Origin of the sequence: Geobacillus sp. FSL W8-1251 (genome assembly GCF_038005945.1) — a bacterium.
GTDB classification, from domain to species: domain Bacteria; phylum Bacillota; class Bacilli; order Bacillales; family Anoxybacillaceae; genus Geobacillus; species Geobacillus stearothermophilus.
The window spans coordinates 1858961-1880429 of record NZ_JBBOUF010000001.1 but is presented as its reverse complement, the minus strand read 5'-3'; the positions used below and the strand labels follow the sequence as shown (position 1 = coordinate 1880429).

Annotated in this window: 18 protein-coding genes and 3 pseudogenes; 2 read left to right on the top strand and 19 right to left on the bottom strand. The window is 51.2% G+C overall.

Going from position 1 to position 21469, the window contains the following annotated elements; translation table 11 throughout:
• Window positions 1-40: 40 nt before the first annotated feature.
• From NSS88_RS16750 to NSS88_RS09830, 11 genes and pseudogenes are all read right to left on the bottom strand, one after another.
• Window positions 41-187, bottom strand: a complete 147-nt coding sequence (locus tag NSS88_RS16750) for a DUF4275 family protein (protein ID WP_233434072.1) — start codon at window positions 185-187, stop codon at window positions 41-43.
• A 34-nt stretch (window positions 188-221) separates the two neighbouring features.
• Window positions 222-479, bottom strand: coding sequence for a DUF4275 family protein (locus NSS88_RS16745; RefSeq protein ID WP_233434073.1), 258 nt, complete (start codon window positions 477-479; stop codon window positions 222-224).
• Window positions 480-694: 215 nt separating this feature from the next.
• The gene (gene arsC, locus NSS88_RS09870) at window positions 695-1114 is read right to left on the bottom strand and encodes an arsenate reductase (thioredoxin) (RefSeq protein ID WP_011232692.1); all 420 of its coding nucleotides are present in this window, start codon (window positions 1112-1114) and stop codon (window positions 695-697) included.
• A gap of 15 nt (window positions 1115-1129) precedes the next feature.
• Window positions 1130-1330, bottom strand: a pseudogene (locus tag NSS88_RS09865) (arsenic resistance protein); the annotation flags it as partial.
• Between the two features lie 181 nt (window positions 1331-1511).
• A complete protein-coding gene (locus tag NSS88_RS09860; protein ID WP_233434054.1) occupies window positions 1512-1745 on the bottom strand; it encodes a transposase in 234 nt (77 codons plus the stop codon).
• Between the two features lie 318 nt (window positions 1746-2063).
• Window positions 2064-2447 carry a DUF1360 domain-containing protein gene (locus NSS88_RS09855; protein ID WP_341084246.1) on the bottom strand — a complete coding sequence of 128 codons (384 nt, stop codon included), beginning with the start codon at window positions 2445-2447 and terminating at the stop codon, window positions 2064-2066.
• A gap of 116 nt (window positions 2448-2563) precedes the next feature.
• Window positions 2564-2716 (bottom strand): annotated as a pseudogene (locus tag NSS88_RS09850) (D-ribose ABC transporter substrate-binding protein); the annotation flags it as partial.
• A gap of 388 nt (window positions 2717-3104) precedes the next feature.
• Window positions 3105-3392, bottom strand: a pseudogene (locus NSS88_RS09845) (substrate-binding domain-containing protein); the annotation flags it as partial.
• Between the two features lie 341 nt (window positions 3393-3733).
• Entirely contained in the window at window positions 3734-3850 is a 117-nt protein-coding gene (locus NSS88_RS09840) for a DUF3789 domain-containing protein (RefSeq protein ID WP_011232702.1), read from the bottom strand.
• A gap of 87 nt (window positions 3851-3937) precedes the next feature.
• Window positions 3938-4390, bottom strand: coding sequence for a VanZ family protein (locus NSS88_RS09835; RefSeq protein WP_049625161.1), 453 nt, complete (start codon window positions 4388-4390; stop codon window positions 3938-3940).
• Between the two features lie 267 nt (window positions 4391-4657).
• Window positions 4658-5767 (bottom strand): RNA-guided endonuclease InsQ/TnpB family protein, encoded by a 1110-nt coding sequence (locus NSS88_RS09830; RefSeq protein WP_055358994.1) that lies wholly within the window; start codon window positions 5765-5767, stop codon window positions 4658-4660.
• 569 nt (window positions 5768-6336) lie between these two features.
• Between NSS88_RS09830 and NSS88_RS09825 the strand changes: the two genes are divergently transcribed.
• On the top strand, window positions 6337-6567 hold the full coding sequence (locus NSS88_RS09825; protein WP_055358995.1) for a hypothetical protein: 231 nt from the start codon (window positions 6337-6339) through the stop codon (window positions 6565-6567).
• A gap of 182 nt (window positions 6568-6749) precedes the next feature.
• Here the strand turns inward: NSS88_RS09825 and NSS88_RS09820 are convergent, their stop codons facing one another.
• The 5 genes from NSS88_RS09820 to NSS88_RS09800 all read right to left on the bottom strand — a co-directional run bounded on the left by NSS88_RS09820 (window position 6750) and on the right by NSS88_RS09800 (window position 15075).
• Complete coding sequence (locus NSS88_RS09820) at window positions 6750-7934, bottom strand: M20 family metallopeptidase (protein ID WP_061580652.1); 1185 nt, start codon at window positions 7932-7934, stop codon at window positions 6750-6752.
• A gap of 125 nt (window positions 7935-8059) precedes the next feature.
• Window positions 8060-9400 (bottom strand): UDP-glucose dehydrogenase family protein, encoded by a 1341-nt coding sequence (locus tag NSS88_RS09815; protein WP_061580651.1) that lies wholly within the window; start codon window positions 9398-9400, stop codon window positions 8060-8062.
• A gap of 238 nt (window positions 9401-9638) precedes the next feature.
• Entirely contained in the window at window positions 9639-10949 is a 1311-nt protein-coding gene (gene brnQ / locus NSS88_RS09810; protein WP_055358998.1) for a branched-chain amino acid transport system II carrier protein, read from the bottom strand.
• Window positions 10950-11270: 321 nt separating this feature from the next.
• The gene (locus NSS88_RS09805; RefSeq protein WP_341084236.1) at window positions 11271-12617 is read right to left on the bottom strand and encodes an N-acetylmuramoyl-L-alanine amidase; all 1347 of its coding nucleotides are present in this window, start codon (window positions 12615-12617) and stop codon (window positions 11271-11273) included.
• A 337-nt stretch (window positions 12618-12954) separates the two neighbouring features.
• Window positions 12955-15075 (bottom strand): YecA family protein, encoded by a 2121-nt coding sequence (locus tag NSS88_RS09800; RefSeq protein WP_049624260.1) that lies wholly within the window; start codon window positions 15073-15075, stop codon window positions 12955-12957.
• Between the two features lie 125 nt (window positions 15076-15200).
• Here NSS88_RS09800 and NSS88_RS09795 point away from each other — a divergent pair, with 125 nt between their 5' ends.
• The gene (locus NSS88_RS09795) at window positions 15201-15917 is read left to right on the top strand and encodes a plasmid pRiA4b ORF-3 family protein (protein ID WP_061580649.1); all 717 of its coding nucleotides are present in this window, start codon (window positions 15201-15203) and stop codon (window positions 15915-15917) included.
• An 86-nt stretch (window positions 15918-16003) separates the two neighbouring features.
• On the opposite strand, the gene NSS88_RS09790 is transcribed toward NSS88_RS09795, so the two are convergent.
• The 3 genes from NSS88_RS09790 to NSS88_RS09780 form a co-directional block, all read right to left on the bottom strand.
• Window positions 16004-17338, bottom strand: coding sequence for an SEC-C domain-containing protein (locus NSS88_RS09790; RefSeq protein WP_341084233.1), 1335 nt, complete (start codon window positions 17336-17338; stop codon window positions 16004-16006).
• Between the two features lie 504 nt (window positions 17339-17842).
• Window positions 17843-20038, bottom strand: coding sequence for a YecA family protein (locus NSS88_RS09785; RefSeq protein WP_049626463.1), 2196 nt, complete (start codon window positions 20036-20038; stop codon window positions 17843-17845).
• Window positions 20039-20268: 230 nt separating this feature from the next.
• Window positions 20269-21447 (bottom strand): RNA-guided endonuclease InsQ/TnpB family protein, encoded by a 1179-nt coding sequence (locus NSS88_RS09780; protein ID WP_011231306.1) that lies wholly within the window; start codon window positions 21445-21447, stop codon window positions 20269-20271.
• Window positions 21448-21469 lie beyond the last annotated feature (22 nt).

Below are 21469 nucleotides of genomic sequence, written 5' to 3'. Positions count from 1 at the left end.
GTCTCATTGGATTTCCTTGGCTACCGATAAGCCATGGCTGTCACCTTCTGCTAAAATACGGGCCAAGCCATCCGCTTTCATGCGTCATGACAAACGTCCAGTTGAACTCACTGTCCACCACATATAGATCGATTTTGTCGTTTTCCGTTGCCAGATCGGCGGCTTTCAAGCCGGACGCATCCTCCACGGTGAACGCATCGTCGCCATGTTGAAAGAAAAGATTAGCAACATGTTTTCTCTTCTTGATCAAACGCCATTTCCGCTTCTTCTCCTGTGAAACAGCCTCTCATCCCATAGCTGAACACATGCCATAAGTAGCCGTTGACTCCATTCCGATTATGAAGGTGGATGTGTTGTTTTTCTTCCTCGGTCAAATGGCCGGCAAACACCTCTTCCCACTGTTGTCGCCATTGCGCTCCGAAACCGGACTGTTTACGGATTTTGATGTTTCGGCGAGCTAACTGATGAAATAACTCCATTTCGTTTCTCCTCCAGTGACCTAATGTGGCACCGCCTTCATCGATGTGCTCATTTCGTCTATCAACAAGATGGCTTCTCACCATCTTCGTCACACCGAGCGGTTTTCGTCCGCCCAGCCACTTCCCTGTTTCCGTCCGCACTTCGACGAGCAGTTGCTGCGCACCCTATGCAAGATAGTTTCCCCGCTCTTTGCGCCTGCCTTGCTGCACCGCCCCTATTCCCCCGTCTCGGCAAACCGGCGGATGCGCGCGCCGATTTCATCGCGGACGCGGCGGAACACCGCGAGTTTCTCCTCTTCGGTCCCTTCCGCTTTCGCCGGGTCGTCAAAGCCCCAATGGACGCGCTTCACGTGCGGCGGTGTGACCGGGCAGTGGTCGGCCGCATGGCCGCACAGCGTCACGACCAAATCAGCGCGGTTGAGGAGATCCGGGTCGATGACATCAGACGTTTGGTTCGAAATGTCGATGCCGACTTCCTTCATCACTTTCACCGCATTCGGATTGAGGCCATGCGCTTCAATGCCGGCGCTGTGCACTTCCCATTCCTCACCAAGAAGTTGTTTCGCCCAGCCTTCCGCCATTTGACTGCGGCACGAGTTGCCGGTGCATAAAAAGTATATGACTTTTTTCTTCATCGCTGATTCCCACCTTTACGTTGATGTTGGATTGCCCGAAGAAAAATACTTTCGCTGAAACGCCAATGCTACGTTGACAAGCGCCAGCATCACCGGCACTTCAATGAGCGGACCGATAACTGCCGCAAACGCCGCGCCCGAATGAATGCCAAACACCCCAACGGCGAGGGCAATGGCCAGCTCAAAGTTGTTGCTCCCCGCCGTAAACGCCAGCGTATGAACCTCCCCCACTTATCGAAGTGGGGGTTTCCTGTTTCCCCTTCGGAGGTGGATGCATGATAGGCTGGTTGGCAGCCTATCTGCAGGCAACACCTGGCACCCGTCCCGTTGGGAGCCACAGGCAACATGAGTATCCATGATACTCAAGGGCGGGAACTCGCCATCTACGACTTCATACCTAAGCAATCCGTCGATACGTAAACGGTTTGACCGTAAATTCCAATGGGCGGATTTCACCATAATATACTTTGGCAAATAAATTCATTGCCCCATGGATATCACGGTGTCGTTTGTACCCGCATTGACATGTATAATTTCTAGAAGAAGATTTATTTTTCTTCCCGCAAACAGGGCATGTTTGCGAGGTATAACTTTCATCTTTTTTCTCGATTTGAATTCCTTCGGCATTCAATTTGTATTTGAGATAATCAAATAATTTTCCAAACGACCAATTGGATAATTTCTGAGTTTTTGGGTAACTTCTTTCTTTGCCCGAAAACGGGTTTTCAGCGTTCGATACATGGTTTCACCTCCTATGTTTATTGTATTCTATTGCCATCCAAAGAAGAAAGAAAAAAACAGAAAAACCGAACGCCATTCATCCCCCACCTGTAGAGGTGGGGGACTTCTGGCTGATTTATGTTAAATAATGATATAAGTTAACCATGATGTATCGACAAAAGCAAGAAAAGCGAGCGTGCCGCATGTTTCCGCCGTACGCCCGCCAATGTCAGTCCATCCGCTTTTTCGCCGCCGACAGAAGATCGATTGCCTTCGTCCCTACCCCGACGAATGTTTCCAAAATCGCTTGCGCCCCAGCGATCAAAAAAATAAAAATGAACGGCATGGCGATCTTCGGGATGAATAAATACCCAAGCGCGAGAAAAATCGCGCTCCACACCCCCGCGCACCAGTAACAGTTCAACAAATAGCCGAATTTCGATTTCGGCACTTTTTTGATTTCCGTATGGCCGTCCTCACGCCGGATTGTCTCTTTTTTCATAAACGGATTGCGAATGAATTCGGTGATCTTATCAAAGACGATCAAGTGGGTGAACCTATAGCTGGCCAAAATGATCATGATGTACGTCATCCAGTCGAGTTCGCGAAGCATGGTGGATTCCTTTCTTTTTCCATCTTTTTCTTTAGTATGAACCAAGATGCGTTTCTTTATGACCTCCGATGGTTAATGGAGACGGTCGAGGGAACAAGCACGTTGTTCATCCCATGCGCCTCCAACGCCCCTAAGGCCATTTCGTCATTATGGGCAAAGACCGCTTGAATGTCTTTATGGCTTTGCAAAATATTTTCCATGACCGACAATCCTTTAGCTCGGTCAAAATCCGCCGCCTGTTTGGCGACGACTTTCATCCTATTTCGCGCAGGAGACTCCCACTTCAACGACCAAAGGGAGTAAGTGGGAGAGGAATGCGCGTTCCCCCTTTCTTTTGTGTATGATAGAATAAAGGCGTGGAGAAAACCGTTCAATAAAGGCACTCCAATCACGGCTACTCGATGTATGGAGTTGGTTACAGGAAACGTTGTAACCGTAAAACATCGAGCGTAGGTCCGTCTGTTGTGTGTGGAAGCCAAGTACTGCCAACAGACACACCGAGAGAATCGGTAACGATGCAGGCATGACCTGCGTCGTTGGGTAGTCGTCAACCTGCCCCCTGATGCAACCCCAAGTCAAGGAAGGAGGACGAAGTCCGCTTGTACTTCTGGGGAGTTGCAAGCCCCCACTTCAAGCGTTCGCGAAGTGGGGGTAGTTGACATTGGCTGCTTTGTCGATCACTTGGTGGAATCCTTCTCCCCGTTCACGTGCGGCCGAGGAGCCCGGAATCCCCTCCAATTCCACAATGTTTCCGCCGTTTTTCAAGTGGTCGACGATAAACTGCGCGGCCATTTTTCCTCCCGCCACATTGGCGGAGGCGATATGGGTGACCACTTTCCCGCCGTCCGCGCTGCGATCGACGGTAATGACCGGGATGTTGGCGCTGTTGGCGGATTCAATCGCAGACGTGACAGCGCTTGAGTCCGTCGGGTTGACCAGCAGCAATAAAAGCATAGGATAAAAAACAGGACATTGACAACTGCCAATGCCCTGACCAACACGCACAGCGACCGCAAAAAGTGCAACGATCTAGAAATAAGCAGAATCGCCCCACCCCCACCTACACCTAGTAGAGGACTTTTCTTTTGATACCGCACAACGACTGTCGCGATCAACGACGCAAACGAAATGATCAGCGACAACCACAGCAGCCATCATCCATTAGCCCCTTTTTATCAAGGGAGTTGCCGCTGCTGCCGTGCATGAAACCGTGCATCTGTATTAACCAGCATGTCTTAGAACACCTAAGGCGTTCGATCATTGCCTAACGCCCCTCTGCAAGCTTCTCACTTTTCCCTCCACCGTTCGCTTGCTTCATCCGCCCGTTTCGCCACCGCCATCATGCTCATGATGACGAGCATCACAAACGAACCCACAAACATTCCCGCGATAAACGCGACCATGGCCCTCTCTCCCTTTTCTCGCAAACTCGTTATTGGCCATTCTTTCCGTTTACATCTAAATCTATACGATGGGAGAGCTTTGTTCTATTATACGCCGCGTTTGACCGCCCGATGCTTGGTCCTTGCCCAACAGCGGCAAGCCCATACAATCAAAAGCGCCAGGAGCGCCCCACATGAATCAATCGCCACATCTTTTGGCGTCGCCGTCCGCCCCGGTTCAAACGATTGGTGCCACTCGTCGGTTGCCGCATACACTGTCGCAAACAGCCAAGCGCCCGCATACGCAAACCGTTTTGGCGCAAGCGCCCGCCACACAAGCGCGGCCAAAATGCCAAACTCGGTCAAATGCGCCGCTTTGCGAATCAAAAAATTCAAAAATGACGACCCCTCTTCATCCCCTCCGCCGAACGGCAAGTACGACAAAATCATCTGCAGCACATGCGCCGTATTCGCCCCAGTGAACGAGGAAGACTCGCTGAAGCTGTAAATGACGAGGCACCAGAGAATGACGGGAAGCCAGCGGGAAAGGAAAGCTCTCATCGTTTCACCTGCCAACAACCTTTTTCCCAACAAAACAAGGTACCTACACAACAAACGAAAGTAGACACCTTGTTCGCTGAACCCTTTATCATCATAACAGGAAGGGTGATCTTTTTCCATTTTCTTTTTTGAAAGCTGCTTTACCATTGTTGTGACATACTCCCACCACCTACGCTTCGCTTAGAGGTGGGGGCTTCTCGGGTAATCCCATCTCATGATGGGAAGTTGACCGAGCGATCCCCGTGTGCCCCACGGTTCGAGGACAAGTTAGACGATCGCGAATCGTTTCATGCCCTCATGTTTGATATTGATGGCCGCATTGACGTCCCTGTCGCTCTCGAATCCACATTCACAGCGGAATGTACGCTCAGAAAGCGATAGAGACTCCTTGACTCGACCGCAGCACGAACACGTTTTGGACGAGGGGAACCATTTGTCGATTTTGATCAGTTTCTTCCCCTGTTCTTCCAATTTGTACCGAAGGAAAGAGGTGAACATGCCCCAGCCGTTGTCATGAACGCGTTGACCGAAATGGAGGGCTTGGGACATTCCCTTCATGTTGAGGTCTTCGATGACCACGCAATCATACCGTTTCGCTAATTTGTGCGACTCCTTATGCAGAAAGTCTTTTCGTTGGTTCGCAATTTTTTCATGCAGCTTTGCCACTTTCAGACGCTGTTTATGCCAACGATTCGAGCCTTTCTTTTTACGAGACAATTTACGCTGTTCTTTCGCTAATGTTTCCAATGCTTTGCGATAGAATCGAGGATAATTGGCTCTCTTACCCTCGCTATCGACATACAGCGTACTCATGGAAAAGTCAAGCCCAACCACCGTTTGTACTTCTTTTGGGGCAAGTTGATGTTCGTACTCTGTGAGGATAGAAATATAGTATTTTCCTGTTTTGGTTTTCGTGATCGTACAAGACTTGATGATATGGTGGGCAGGAATCTCCCGGTGTTGCTTGAGCTTGATCCATTTCAGTTTGGGCAGCTTGATATAGCCATCTGAAAGCTTGATGTTGCCATTTACCACATTTGTGGTGTACGACTGTTTCGCCTTGCGGTTTTTGAACTTGGGAAATCCAGCGCGGCCAGAAAAGAAGTGTTGAAACGCTTTCTGCAAATTCAATTGGGCGTTTGCCAGCGCAAGGCTGTCCACTTCTTTTAGCCAAGGAAACTCCTTTTTGTACTTGGCAGGGGTCGGACATGTTTGCTGTTTCAAGGATTCTTGATCGTCCTTGAACTTTTCAAACATTTGTATGCGCTCTTCAAGCATTTTGTTATACACGAAACGGACACAACCGAAGGTTTTGGCGAGCAGTTGTTCTTGTTCTTTTGTTGGGTATAGACGGAACTGATAGGCTTTGTTTGCCATATCGACACCACATCACTTCATACCTTGATTTTCGATATATTTTTTCTATAACTGATTATATTGTAATACACAAAAAAGAGACAATTTTAGGCTATACCTAACCGAAATTCATCTCCCACTTTCACTTCGTTTAGAAGTGGGAGACTTCTTTCGGAAAGATGTTAAAATCGTTCGCTCACAGGCTGGAAAGAAGATTTCTTTTCCGTTCCCCTCTTTTCTTTCGATCATTCCCCTTTTAAGGGAGATTCTCTCCCTAGTTTATGTTTTCATGAACAAGGGTATGGGTATAGTAGTAAAAGGAAAATGTGTACATTTTTTTCGGTCAGCATTATAATTTTTAGAAAGGAGAATCAATGAGGTGATCAATATGCCCTCCGCTTTGGAAACGAAAATGAGGGTGACACTGTCTTGCACGGAACAGGCCAACAAACCAGATAAGGATCTTCCATTTGCCGAATTACGGAAAAAAATAGCCAAACCTTCTCCCTTTGGCAAAAAATTAGTGGACATCTACAAACAAGGACGGTAGCCGATTATGTCGTTTGTGATGACATATGAAGATGCCATAGATGAACATTTTGGACAAGCGTCTATATACATCGATGCTTGCCAACATTCAAGATTTAGCCTTAGCTCAAATGCGACTCCTTCAGCTTGAAGCCTATGATGCCTTGCATTATGCCATTGCAACATACCACCATTATGGCTACTTCGCTACGCTTGATGGCGATTTTGTCCATACTCTTTACAACCAAGACCCCGACCCAGCGTCGATTACAAAAATTATAAAAATCGCCTAGCCTTGACGTTCTTGATCGAGTCGGGGTTGAAAAAGTAAGGGAGGCAGAGAACTCTATGCCCTCCTTCATTTCTTCTCCACTCACGCGAGCTGCACCAAGTTCAACCATGTGAATTGGTGACAAAGAAAGAGCATGCAATACATATCGATCCGCCTTTATGATGTGCAAAAAAGCGGAACCGGTTATTCCGCCCCCGCCAACAGTTTCAACGTCGCCGCGACAAACATTTGCACGCCAATCTCAAGCGCGTCTTCGTCAATCATAAAGCGCGGGTGGTGGTGCGGGTAGACGATCCCCTTTTCTTCGTTTCTAGCGCCGACGTAAAAGAAGCTGCCCGGCGCTTTTTGCAAGAACGCCGAAAAATCTTCGCCGCCCATGTTCGGTTTCAAGCGAGCCACTGCCTCTTCACCGAACAGCTTGCGCGCCGTTTCTTCGATGACGCGGGTCACTTCATCGTAGTTAATGACCGGGCGGTAGCCGTAGTCAAATTGAAACTCATACGAGGCGCCGTGCGCTTCGGTGATTCCTTTGACAATGCGCTCCATCCATTGCGGCACCGTCTGGCGCAGCTCGGCGTCGAACGTGCGCACTGTCCCTTGGATTTCGACCTCCCCTGGCAGGACATTATGGGCCGTACCCGCCACAAATTGTGTCACGGACAGAACAAGCGGCTCGAGCGGATCGACATAGCGTGAGACGATGTGCTGCAAGTTCGTCACGACTTGCGCCCCGATGGCGATCGCATCGATCGTTTGGTGCGGCATCGCTCCATGGCCGCCTTTGCCGATGATGCGGATGAAAAAGCGGTCGGGTGCGGCCATCATCGGTCCATACACAATGCCGATTTTTCCACACTCAAGCGGCGACCAAAGGTGAGTGCCGATGACGACGTCCACCCCGTCCATGACACCCGCTTGCACCATCTCCTCCGCCCCACCCGGGGACAGTTCTTCCGCGTGTTGGAACAAAAAGCGAATCTCACCATGAATGTGATCGCGAAGCTGGGCAAAAATTTTCGCCGTCCCCAACAGCATCGCCGTATGGCCGTCATGCCCGCACGCATGCATGACGCCTGGGGTTTTGGAGGCAAATTCAAACGTGTTTTCCTCTTGAATCGGCAGCGCGTCCATATCGGCGCGAATGGCGACGACCCGGCCTGGCTTTGGGCCGACAAGGCGCGCCATCACGCTCGTTTTCGTCGGCCGCGACAACTCAAGATGGCCGAATGATTGCAGCGTCTCGTACACAAACTGCGCCGTTTTCTCTTCCTGGAACGACAATTCGGGATGGGCGTGCAAGTGGCGGCGCCAGGCGATGACGTCCGTTTTCACTTCATCGACGAGCCGTTTGATTTCTTCCTTTGTCATCACGTTTCCTCCTCTTTTCCGCTTTCCTAATATTATAAACGGAAATTTTTGAATTTTCATTTCTCTATATTCATGAAGAAAGGCAGCCCGCTGCACGTTTAGTGAGTGAGCTGCTGTCCCAAACGTCATTCGTGATGCTCCACCGTTTCCTTTATCGCGCTTTGCCATCCGACCACCACCGGCCGCCCAATCGACTCGTAGATTAAGCCGGCGGCTTCGGCCGCCTTCGGGTCGTAGCAATTCCGCCCATCCACCACAAGCGGTGTTTTCATCAGCGTCTTGTAACGGTGAAGGTCAAATTGCAGCACAGCCGGCCATTCGGTGAAAATGAAACAAACATCCGCGCCGCGAATGGCTTCCTCGATCGTCTCGCAACAAACAACCGCATCGCCAAAACGGCGGACGACATGTTCGAGAGCGGCTGGGTCCCAGACGCGCACGACTGCTCCTTCGGCAATGAGCCGCTCGATGTTCGCCAAGGCAGGAGACTCGCGCACATCATCGGTGCCCGGCTTGAATGCGGCGCCAAGCACGGCGACCGTCCGGTTGCGGAAATCCCCAATGTGCAGACGCGCTTTGTCAAGAAGTTTCCATTTTTGTTTCTCATTGACGTCGATCGCCGCCCATACCGTTTTGAGCGAATAGCCGTGGGAAGCCGCCAAGGAATAGAGGGCATTTGCATCTTTCGGCAGGCAAGAGCCGCCATACCCGACGCCGGCGCGCAAAAAGCGGCGGCCGATGCGCGGATCCATGCCGATTCCTTCCGCCACCGCCTGAATATCAGCGCCTACCAACTCGCATACATTGGCGATCTCGTTGATGTACGAAATTTTCAACGCCAAAAACACATTGGCCGCATACTTGATCATCTCAGCGCTTCTCCGGTCCGTCACGACGTACGGGAGGGCAAACGAGGCGTACAGCTCCTTCATCACCCGTTCAGCCCGGTCCGAATCCACTCCCAATACAATGCGCGGCGCCTGCAGTGTATCGCGCACCGCCGTTCCTTGCGACAAAAACTCCGGATTGGATACGACGTCGAATTTCACCTCCGGCCGTCCGTTTTCCGCCAAAAAACGGGCGGCTTCATCGCCAGTGCCGACGGGCACGGTCGACTTGATAACGACAAGGCAATCGCGTTCGGCCGCCCTGGCGATGCGTCGCAATGCGCCCCATACATCATCAAGCCGCACAGACCCGTCCGGCTGCGGCGGCGTGCCGACGGCGATCATGATCACTTCCGCCCGTTGATACGCTTCCACATCGTTGGTCGTAAAGCGAAGGCGAACGCCGTTTCGCTGAATAAGCGAGTCAAGCCCCGGCTCATAAATCGGGACGATCCCTTCATTTAATAGGCGAATTTTCTCTTCGTTCACATCGACGCATGTCACATCATGCCCTTTATCGGCCAGACAAGCCGCGGTCACAAGTCCAACATATCCCGTTCCCGCAATCGCTATCTTCACGATTCCTCACACCTTTTCATCCATTGCGGCGATCGTCGCTTGTCCTCATTATATCGAATCGCCTGCCGGTTTTCACGGGTTCCGCCCCGTTGCTCGAACAAAAAACTATTTTCCACACAAAAAAGAGAATGCCCCAAAAGCAACGAGGCATCCTCCCTTCTTCCATATATACATCAGACGGATTTTATATTCATATTATTCCCCCGACCGGGCGTACATGACCTTTTGAGTCAGTCCTTTACGCCGCATGTTTCCGTTTCGTTGCGGACGGCCGATCGATCATCAAGCCAAGCGCAGCGCCAATCAGCGCAGGGACAACCCAGCCGAGCCCGACTGAAAACAGCGGCGCCCATGAGAGGAGCGGTTCTAACCATGCCGTCTCCAGCCCGATCGTTTTCAAACCGTCATACAGGCTGAACATGCCGGTAAAGAGCAACGCCATCCCGTACACTTTCGCCGAACCACGGTAAAAGCGGCGGAAAAACGACAGGGCGACGAGCACGATCGCCAATGGATACAGCATCGTCAACACTGGAACGGAAACAGCGATCAACGCATTTAAGCCGAGGTTTGACATCAAAAAGCTAAATAAGGTTAATACAATGACATACGTTCGGTACGAAACAGTCGGGGTGAGCTCTTGAAAGTATTGCGCACAAGCAGCGACTAGACCAACCGCCGTTGTTAAGCAGGCAAGCGCCACGATCACGCCCAACAGCAACTTCCCTCCGCTGCCAAACAGCAGCGATGACACGTATGACAATAGCTCGGCTCCGTTGGCAAATGAGCCGACACCAGCCATTCTAGCACCAATGATGGCAATGCCACCATAAACGAGCGCGAGTCCCAATCCAGCGATCAATCCGGCTTGCACCGTGGCTTTTGCCTGCAACGCCGGCCGGTCCACCCCGCGGTCACGGAGCGCATGAATGACGACGATGCCAAAGGCAAGGGCCGCGATCGTATCCATCGTTAAATACCCTTCCAGCATCCCTTTCACAAACGGTGCCGAGGCGTACTTCTCAGCCGGCATCGCCTGCGGGTCGTCAAGCCGGATTAAACCGGTAAGGCAAAGCACAGCAATGGAAAGCAGCAACATCGGCGTCAACAGCTGGCCGATTCGATCCACAAGCTTCGAGGGGTTTAAGCTGAGCCAGTACACAAGGGCGAAAAAGAGACCCGTAAACAGCCACATCACCAAAGATCCGCTCTCAGGGAAAAACGGCTTCGCTCCAATTTCATAGGCGACGCTAGCCGCGCGCGGAATGCCGAAAAACGGGCCGATCGCCAAATACACAGCGAGTGAAAAACAAAGGCTGAACAGCGGATGAACAGCGTTGCCGAGCGAACGGATGCCGTCTTTGGTGAACGCCACCGCCGCGACCGACAACAGCGGCAGCCCAACACCGGTGACGATAAATCCAAGAACCGCCGGCCATACGGCCGTTCCCGCTTCCATCCCTAAATACGGAGGAAAAATCAAGTTGCCCGCGCCGAAAAAGAGGGAAAAGAGCATCAATCCAGTAAACAGCACATCTCTCGTTTTCATTGTATCCCCCATTTCTATTATTTCGAAAAAGAATTTAATATTCTGATATATAATAAAACAATAGTGTTAATTAGGATAACAGTCGATTATTATTATCCTAATCCTTTATAAATATTAAACTTTTTTAACTATTGTGTCAACCAACTTCCACCCTTTCGCCCTTGCAGCCCTCAGGCAAACGCCTTGAAAAGCTAATGGCCCTCTATGGTCAGCCAGCGGTGATCCAAACAAGGCGAGGCGACAAAAAGCGCCCCGAAAATCCGGGGCGCTTTTTGTCATGCCGCAGTAGATCCGTTATCCACTTTTTAGAAAAGGGGCGTACTATTGAAAATAATGGCGCATGGCGTTCACGATGGCCGTCGTCACCGCTTCTTGATAACCGTTTGTCGCCACAACCGCAGCGTCCGACCGATTGCTTAAATAGCCGAGCTCAAGCAACACGGACGGCTTCTCGTTTTCTCGCAACACGTAATAGTCGCCAAAGGCGATGCCGCGAAACGGCAATGCGGAAAGTTGCCTGAACAGCCCTTGGAACGATTGCGCCAATTCGTAATCCGCAAACCGATCGTAATAGTAAATGGTGATGCCGGACGCATCTGGATCAGCGGCGCTGTCGTAATGCAAGCTAATAAACGCGTCCGCCTGATACAGGCGGGCGGCGGCAACACGCGCCGACAGCGGCACATACTCATCGCCGGAGCGCGTCAGCACGACGCGAGCGCCGTAAGATTGCAGCTTGTTTTTTAGAAGCCTCGCCGTTCCCAACGTCAACTCCTTTTCCTTAACGCCAGCGACACTTTTCGCACCGCCGTCTTTGCCTCCGTGGCCAGCGTCAAGAACGATCGTTTTTCCGGCCAGCGCCTGAACAGGACCGCGCGTCCAGCTGTCTACATAAAGGCGGGAGTCGCTAGGCGCGATGGCTGAAAGCAGCGAGCGGTCAGCCGACTGGGGCACTTCCGCTTCCTTTTCATTAGCTTGTCCATCCTTTACCTGCACATATGCGGATGACACCCACCCATCAAGCCCTGTTTGGGAGGCAATTTTGTACCATCCCGGTTTCTTTTCCACAATGTCAACTTCTTCGCCACGAACAAGACGGCCGATCCGCGGGGCGTGAAGCGACGGTTCAGCTCGCACGTTGAGTGAATCGGCGGCCACCGTTCCAGTCTGTTGTGAAATCGAGCGGGCCTCGGCTGGCGCCAAATACGATGCAGCGGCCCAACCGATGGCGTCTTCCGTCACGACCTGTTTCCAGCCGCCTTCTTCCCCAATCACCAACACCGTTTCCCCTTGCGCCAAATGTCCGATAATTCGCCCGTCTCGGCTCGGCTCTTGGCGAAGGCGGAGCCGGTCTTCTTGCACGACGGCTGTCTCTTTTGCCAACGCGACGTACCGCGCCGCGAGCCACCCGGTCCGATTTTTCTCCCATTCAATTTTCAACCAACCGTCTTTCACATCCACCAACCGGTACACGTCACCGCGGTGGACGCTTGCCACCGGGCGGTACGGCACCCCCGGCCCTTGGCGGACATTCACGCGATCCGCCGTCACCACCGCCAGACGCTTCGTTTCTTCCGTTTCTTTTTCTCCTTTCACTCCCGACGGCCAAAGGACCGCCAGCAACCAAAGCAAACAAAACGATGCGGCGAGCCATCCCCCCCGCCTCATGCGCGCTCCCTCCTAGTTCCCTCTCATTCTACTATATGGTTCGCGCACAATAGGCCATTTCCTGTCTGTCGGCCAGGAAAACCGCTCGACAGAACAGGCGCCTCCAACGTCCATGAACCGACAATGAATGCCCTGTTTCCGCACAATGTCCTCCAGCGCGACAGCCGCCAACAAACAAGACGCGAATGCTGCCGAGAACGCAACAATGGCGCAAATCCCGTCTGCACAAGCGCCCTTCGATGCCTCAAATTGGCGCAATCGCACGGCTGCCCCATTTCCTCACAAGCGCCCATCATAGAAAAAGAGGATGCCTCGTGTCAAGACATCCCCTTCCCCTTTACACCTTGGCGGATGGCCGGTCAAACCGAACAAACGCCTCCATGTAAGGAGCGGCCTGCGGCGGGTAGACACGTTGGACGGCCGCCAATGCGCCGTTGTTGGTGAACGCGGCTTCCAAGCACATGCCGGGCTCGACGTACGATTTCACCGATAGCGGCAAGCGCCAGTGGAACTGTTCGCCCGTCTCCAACCAGCGGATCGCGGCCTTTTCCCGTCCGACGCTCACCACCTGAAACATCCCGGTTCGATACTCCTCTTTCCTTTCTACCATTCCCTTCCAAATAATGTCAGCCATCCCCATTGGCAAATCAGGGCGATGATACAATCGAAGAAGGCGGACCGCTTTTAACAACGGCTCCTGCAATTCCGTCACGAGTTGGCGCACGACCCGGGCATGGCTTGTCCGATAGCGGCCGTCCAGCCATTTCGTGAACGCCTGAACGCCGCTTAATACTTGTTTCGCTTGATTGATGCTTATGTCAGGAGAAAACATGACGTAGTGAAATGCCAAACATTGCTGCCAATGGCGCGCTTCTAGCGCATCCCACGATGACAGCGGCGTCGTCTGCAAGTAATGGCCGACCGCCGTCACACCGAGGCGGTATTTCGCTTTCGTCGCCTCTGATTTTCCTTCCGTTTTTTCTTGGTAAAAACGGACGAGGTCGGCGCCGAAAAAGCGCATTTTCCATTCCGCCGGCATGGCAAAATATCCGCCCTCATCGAGCCGTTGCAATACTTGAACAGACGTTGTCCGCTTGATCTTAGGCGTCACAAATGGCGAGAGCGGCAAACCGTAGCGGGAACGGATGCTGTTCGTATCGACCATCACCGGACTGCCTTCTTGGCGGAGAAGTTCGAACGCATGGTACTCATATGCGCGCAGCCATTGCTCCACTGTTTCCTGCTCGCCGCTCATGGCCAATTCGTGAACGGACCGTCCCCCCCATTCTTCATGCGGCACATGCAGCGTCTGCTCTAACATCACCGCACTGTTGGCAACGAGCGCCATATATGACGGCTCACCCGGCGGCAACTGGACGTCGTATGACAGCAACTTCACTCCTTTAGGGACAAGGTGTGTCTTCGCTGACCGCGATACAACCGTCGCCGGCAGCCCCATTGCCTCAAGCGTCTTCGTCAGCACCCTCTCGGCGTCCGCATCAAAGGTGGAGAGCGTCATCGTCCGCCCCTGCCCCTCTACAAAGCCAGCTAATTCGTTCAGATAAATCGGGCTGGAGGCAAGATCATCGCAATATTCATACGTCACACCGCGCAGTGAACCTTTGACGGCTTCGTCCGTTTCCTCATCCACGATCACGATTCCATGTCGTTCCAGCTGACGGAGGGCGTTGCGCGCATCAGGCATGTCGTAGACGACCGTCCATTGTTCAACTGCTTCCGTCCCGCGCTCCTGTAATGAAGAAGCACTGTGACACGCGTCGACAATATCAAGAAAACGGGAAAATGCCAACTCTTCGTACGGCATGTTCGTCTCTTGAAGGAGAGAACGCATTCGTTCCTCGGCCTTCTTCACTCCGTCCGGCCCAACGATGGAGGCAGCCCCTTGGATATAATGACCGCCGTCAAACGGCTCGAGAAACGCAAACATACCGCCCCAAGGCACTACATCCGGCATCGTCTCGCTAAATGGCAGAAACAACGTTTCCCCCGTCAATCGGTCGACCGCTGTCCCCCCGTCTTCACCGCGGTCCACAAACTGAACGAGACGCGGAACAAGCCGAACCCACCGGTCAAGCATGTTTCGCAGCTCCAACGATAAACGGCGTCCTTTCTCGCGCCGAAACCATTCAACGCCGCGCATCCCGTTTGGGAAACGGTGAACGAACAAGTACCAAAGCGTTTCAAGCGGCTCAAGCATCTCACTGTGTTTCATTTCCCGAACGGCCTGACGGAACGCGTGCTTTATCGCCCGTTGTTCGGCGTAGGAGAGCGCCTCCTCTAAGAAACGGTGCACTTGTTGCGACAGCTCATACTTCTGTTCAAAAAACCGATGTTGCCGCGCCCTTTTCGCCTCTTCCTCCATCGCTTTGTTCATGCAGCATTTTTTATACTTTTTCCCGCTCCCGCACGGACACGGGTCGTTTCGGCCGACCGACATACGGCTCCCTCCTTGAATCAATTTCGTTTTCTAATTTCTATCACCATTATTATTATTTTGATTCTTTCAGAAACAGGTTAAACTATAAGTATACAAAAACAATCCTAAAAAAGGAGACGATATTCATGGAAGAGAAAAGACTCATCGACTTGATCGACGAATTGATGACGAAGCTTAATTCAACGAAAACTTCCCATCCGCACGGTCGATGGACGGAAACACCAAAAAGCAAAAGCACGACATCAAAGAAACCGCGTCGCTCCAAAACCGCCTATCAGTTAAAAATATCCTTAAACGGCATCCGTCCGCCGATTTGGCGGCGCGTCCTTGTTCCCGGACATGCGACATTTCACGATCTTCATCTCATCATCCAAGAAGCGATGGGATGGGAACAAGCCCATTTATACGAATTCGATTTCGGAAGCGTTCTCATCGGCATCCCTGACGGCTGGGATTCGTTTCAGCTGGAAAAAGAACTGATGGACGCCCGCCGCATCCCATTACAGCAATGGCTGACGGAAGAAAAACAAAAGTTTCTGTACATTTACGATTTTGGCGACTACTGGCGCCATACCGTCACTGTTGAAAAGATTGAAACACTCCCCAAACCGCTGGAACGCGCCACTTGCCTGAAAGGGAAACGGGCATGCCCTCCCGAGGATTGCGGCGGCGTCTATGGCTACCTGGAGCTGCTGGAAGCGGCGGCGCAAAAAGACTCTCTTGCCGATCCCGAATTGCGCGAGCTGGTAGACTGGATGTACGACATGAAAGGCGAAGATTTTGATCCTGATGCCTTTGACGTCGAGGAAGCGAACGAGCGGCTGGCCTATATCCGATTGTAACGCATGCGAAAGAAGGTATCCGTCATCTCTCAAGGGCACCTTCTTTCGCACCCATCTGTCCTTTGTTGCCTGCTTTGTCCATCGCCTTACAAAAATCCCCGTTCGGCAAACGTCTCCCAGACGAGCTCCTCGAGCTCCTTGCGCAACTCAGCTGCATCGACTCCTTCAAGCAACCCGTCCTTTTTCCATGTTCGGATCGCTTTGTCGATCAAGCGATGGACTTGATCAACGTCCCAGCCCTCGCAATCAAACAACTCCTCAACTTGGTCAAGCCATTCCTCAATCGCACGGTCCAGCTCATCGCCATCCTCCATCCCACCGTCGTCGAACCAGATCTCATCACCGTCATCCCCATCGTCAAAGAGCCACTCATCATCATTCTCGCCCTCATCATCTCCATCATCGAGCAACTCTGTGCGAAATAAAAACAATTCCATCACAGCGGCTTCCACTTCCTCTACAGGAACGCCGTAGTGTTCCGCAACCTTTTCCATATTGACAAATTCTCTTCCAGCCATTTCACTCGCCAAATAACGGAGTGCAGCCGCATACACAGCAGGATTCTTGATGACCGGTTCATCCATTTCGCAATATGCGCGCCAAAGGAACGCAGCCTCGCTGAGCACTAGGGAGGAGGTTGTTTCTTCCTTTTTCTTCAATTCGCGAAAAACATCATCTTGATCTCGATCCCCCCAGTCCTTTTCGCTCAGCAGCTGCCACAACAGCTCATGGACCGCTATTTCAAGCAATTCCGGAAACGACTCGCGCAAAAACACTTCACACGTTTTCGTATCCGGATTCCATTCCGCTTGAAGCGCCCGCGCAAGCCGATCCTTCCCGCTCTTTAGAATCGGCAGCACCTTCATGAAGTACGTCCACTCGTCCCCATGCGGAACGAGGCATCCTACTAGCACGTCCCCCTCCCTAGCAGACGGAAGCTCCTCCGGCGTCAAAAAACGGACGTACTTTTCTTTTCTGGTCAACAGATCGCGTACAAGGAAACGCCGCTCATCCTCGATATGAATGATCTCGTCAAACGACGGAACCGCCTCGTCCCATCGCTTCAAATGAGTTTGCACTGCTGGACGCCACCGCGTGCGGCGCCGGCTTCTCATATAGGCTGAAAAAATTGTCATCCCTTTGTCATCAACGTGTCTGTGAAAAATCGCCCAGTTCGTCAGCAATAAATTGGCGCTGGTCTCCAGCTCGTTAGGAAGCCCTTGAAATGGAGAACCAGACATCATGAAAGCAAGCTCTTCCTCATATCGCTCTAACGCAAACGAAAACACATCTTGCATACATTTGGCCACTTCACGGTCAATTAGAGATTCTATCGATACTGCTTCTTTCTTCCCACAACAATGCTTGTACGTTTTCCCACTGCCGCATGGACAAAGATTGTTTCGCGATGCCTTCACCATATAGCTACCTACTTTCTTTGTATCATAGTCATTGAACGTTCTCCCCCTCTACGCTAACGCTCGGGCCAGCTAAACACTTTGGGGAGACATTCACGATCAACGTGTGATGGAACTGCTTTCAGCAACACATATCGCAAGCACTTTGGGACTTCCGCCGCTCATGTCGAGAACATCGATTCGCATTCCATTTTTTATCAAAAGGTGCCCTTGGCTTTTTCAAAACATGCCATATTTCCTTCTCCAAGGAGAAATCAGCCAATCCATGATTTTCATGCCGGTTGACACTCCGCACTCCTAAAGGTGTAGGATTCTTGGATCATTCGCGTCCTCATCCGTTTCTCGGTAAAACGAGAAAAACCCTGCTTCTCAAGCACACGTTATGGTGATGGCCCAAAATCCTAAGAATAGAATATGAATGACTCTTACCATTGGGCTTGCCTGCATAATGGAGAATCATAGAGGCCGAGCCGAGAGAAACAAGCGCCCCGTCATTCATCGGGACGCCTACGGCCGGCGAAGCAAACGGGACAACGAGGCAAGCAGGCGCTCTTGAAACACAGCCCGTTCTTTCTCCACCTTGTCTGGCCACTCTTGCAGCGCCTGAAGCCACGGCTCTACGTACGGTGAGAAAGACGGCGGATATACGCGGGCAAGATCGTCCAGCTTGCCGTTGCGATCGGTCGCGGCGACGATATACATGCCCGGCAACAGATGCGGCTCTGCCCGCTTCGGAATGTCCCATGTCACCGTTCGGTTATGGGCAAGCCAATCCAGCACCGCCTTCCCCTGTTCCACACGCTTGACGCGGAAAAACGAGAAACCGACGGAAAGGGGAATAGGCAAACCAAACAAACGAGCAAGCTGCCAAGCCATCAGTTCCTCATCCGCCTTTCCGTTCTCGCCCCTCCATTCATCCAGCAAAGCAAAGCAATGTTCCAATTCGCTTCTGACCTCTTCCAGCACGGCACAAACAACAGTTCGATGATTCGTTCCATAACGGCGGTCCAGCCAATCGGCCCACTCAAGCAACATATCGAGCGCTCGGCTCACCACTTCCCATGAAAACGAACTCCATCTTGACGGGATTTGCTCGACGATGCATTGTTTCCATTCTTCTTCTCCTACGTCCTCCCACGATGAAAACGTCCGCCCGGTCATATATTCACACACGAGCAAAATCACGGCCCAACACGCCTCTTTGGCCTCTTTTTCTCCGCTCACGATGACTTCGTTATAAAACGCCAATGCGTCATCGGTAAAATACATCCCTTCCCATTCCGCGCGAATCAACAATGTCTCGGTTCTTTCCGGCCCCATCCATTTCATTTTCCATAAGTCCGAAAGACGATGTGATGAGCTAAACGGAGATGGGGGCAATCCATAACGGGAGCGAATGGGATTCACTCCGATGAGCACCGGCAAATTGGCTCGTTCTTGCATGTTAAACAAATGGAATTCATACTCTTTCAGCCACACATCCACTTCCTGCACACGCCCCTCGCGCGCCATTTCGTGAGGGGTTTTTCCATTCCATTTCTCAAGCGGGGTGTGAAGGGCTTTTTCCATTTGAACATCCAATCCGGCCATCGTTGCCACCCAAGGGGGAGAGTCTGGGTCTGAATCAATATGAAGCGAAACGTTTTCGATCCATTTTCGGCGCAAAACGGCTTCTGTCCCCCGTTTTCGTTCTTTTGGGGAATACCCAAACGCCTGCAGCAGCGACACGAGCTGTTCGGCCGTCCCTTCCTCCTCGGTAGACAACACGAGACGCGACCGATGAGCGGATAATGACCCGCCTAATTCAAACACATGAATCGGCTTGGGGGAAATCACTCCGACATAATGGTACACATTGGTGCACCATGAACCTTCCACTTTCTCCCCATCGTCATGATCAATGTGAGCGCGTCCGATCGAAGCAAGCTTCCTCATCGCCTCAGCGGCTTCCTGACATTCGTATTCATACGTCCATCGCGTGCGCTCCTCTTGCATATCGTCCGCCCTCGGAGGATAGCCTGCATCAACGATATCGAGAAAATGTTCAACGGCTACCTTTTCATACGGCCAATCGGTTTGCGTCAACAAGACGCGAATGTTCTCTTCCGCCCGTTCCACGCCCTTCGGATCCACAATCGATGATACACCGCAAACGTAATAGCCGCCGTCAAAGGGCTCCAAAAAGGCAAACATGCCGCCCCAAGGGCGCACAACCTCCAATGTCTCGCAATACGGCATGAGAAGTTTCTCGCCCGTCAACCGGTCGACCGCCACTCCTCCTTCATCATCCAAATCGACAAATTGCACAAGGCGCGGCACAAGTCGAACCCAGCGGTCCAACATTTCCTTGAGCTCCGGAGACAGACGACGCCCTTTTTCCTGTTGAAACCATTCAACGCCGCGCAATCCATTCGGATAACGATGGAGGAAAAAACGCCAAAGCGTCTCAAACACCTTCAACTCTTCACGATGATCCTTTTGTTCGATCATTCGGCGAAATGTACGGTTGACCGCTTCGCGTTCATCATAAGACAGCGATTCATCCAAAAACCGCTGCACCATTTGCGACAGCTCATATTTTTGGTCAAAAAAGCGGCGCTGCCGCACCCGCTTGATTTCACGCTCCTGTTGTTTGTTCATGCAGCACTTCTTATACTTTTTCCCGCTTCCGCACGGGCACGGGTCATTTCGGCCGATTGCCATGCAAAATCCTCCCTTCTAATCATTCCTTTCCAAAACGGCGACCAAGATAATGAACCTCCCCCACTTATCGAAGTGGGGGTTTCCTGTTTCCCCTTCGGAGGTGGATGCATGATAGGCTGGTTGGCAGCCTATCTGCAGGCAACACCTGGCACCCGTCCCGTTGGGAGCCACAGGCAACATGAGTATCCATGATACTCAAGGGCGGGAACTCGCCATCTACGACTTCATACCTAAGCAATCCGTCGATACGTAAACGGTTTGACCGTAAATTCCAATGGGCGGATTTCACCATAATATACTTTGGCAAATAAATTCATTGCCCCATGGATATCACGGTGTCGTTTGTACCCGCATTGACATGTATAATTTCTAGAAGAAGATTTATTTTTCTTCCCGCAAACAGGGCATGTTTGCGAGGTATAACTTTCATCTTTTTTCTCGATTTGAATTCCTTCGGCATTCAATTTGTATTTGAGATAATCAAATAATTTTCCAAACGACCAATTGGATAATTTCTGATTGGTCTTTTTGTTTCGTTTCTTTTTCGTATTCCGTTGGATTCCTTCGATATCTCCAATGACGACTTCTTTCACTTGGTTTTCCAAACACCAACGAACAAATTGTCTCGTGGTTTTGTGCAGTGCATCCTTTAGTTGTGCCTCTGATTTCGAAAGTACATATTGTTTCGCCCGATTGTACTTTTTCCATTGTTTGGAGCCTTTTTTGCATCTGCTCATGAGTTTTTGCAGTTCTTTTAATTTCTTGTTTCTCAACCGATGAATGCTTCTTATTTTTCTTCCCGTGATAATGAGGCTTTCCCCATTTTCACAAATGGCTGCGATGGTGTGAATTTCCCCTGGGTCAATAGCAACACGGTTTTTACATGGATTTTCTTTTGGTTTTTTCCCATCTTCATACGATAAACAAAGCCACAAACCACGGTCATAGACCAACTCGATTTCTTTGACTTTTCCGTTTGGAAGTTTCTCTTTGTCGATTTTCACCACCAAAGGAGATTGTCGTTTTCGATTCCAAATTCCTAGCGACAGTTCCAACGTTCCGTCTTCATGCAAAACAAACCCATCTTTTGCCCATTTCGTGTTGAAATGTTTTTTCTTTTTGTATGGATATTTGATTTTTTCTCCTTTTTTCCGTGCTTCTTTTGCCCCATCACGGGCAAAGATATATTTATGCACAACCGCCTGGATGCTTTGGCTGTGGATAGAAAAACGACCTTTTGTTGCTTTTTGCAGTTCCGTTTTGGTTATCCATTTTCCTGTTTCCAAATGATGTTCTTTTGCCAAACGAAGGCATTCGTTCCAAACTTCTGCGGAGATACGATTGCATTCAAATAGTTTTTGGATAACTTCTTTCTTTGCCCGAAAACGGGTTTTCAGCGTTCGATACATGGTTTCACCTCCTATGTTTATT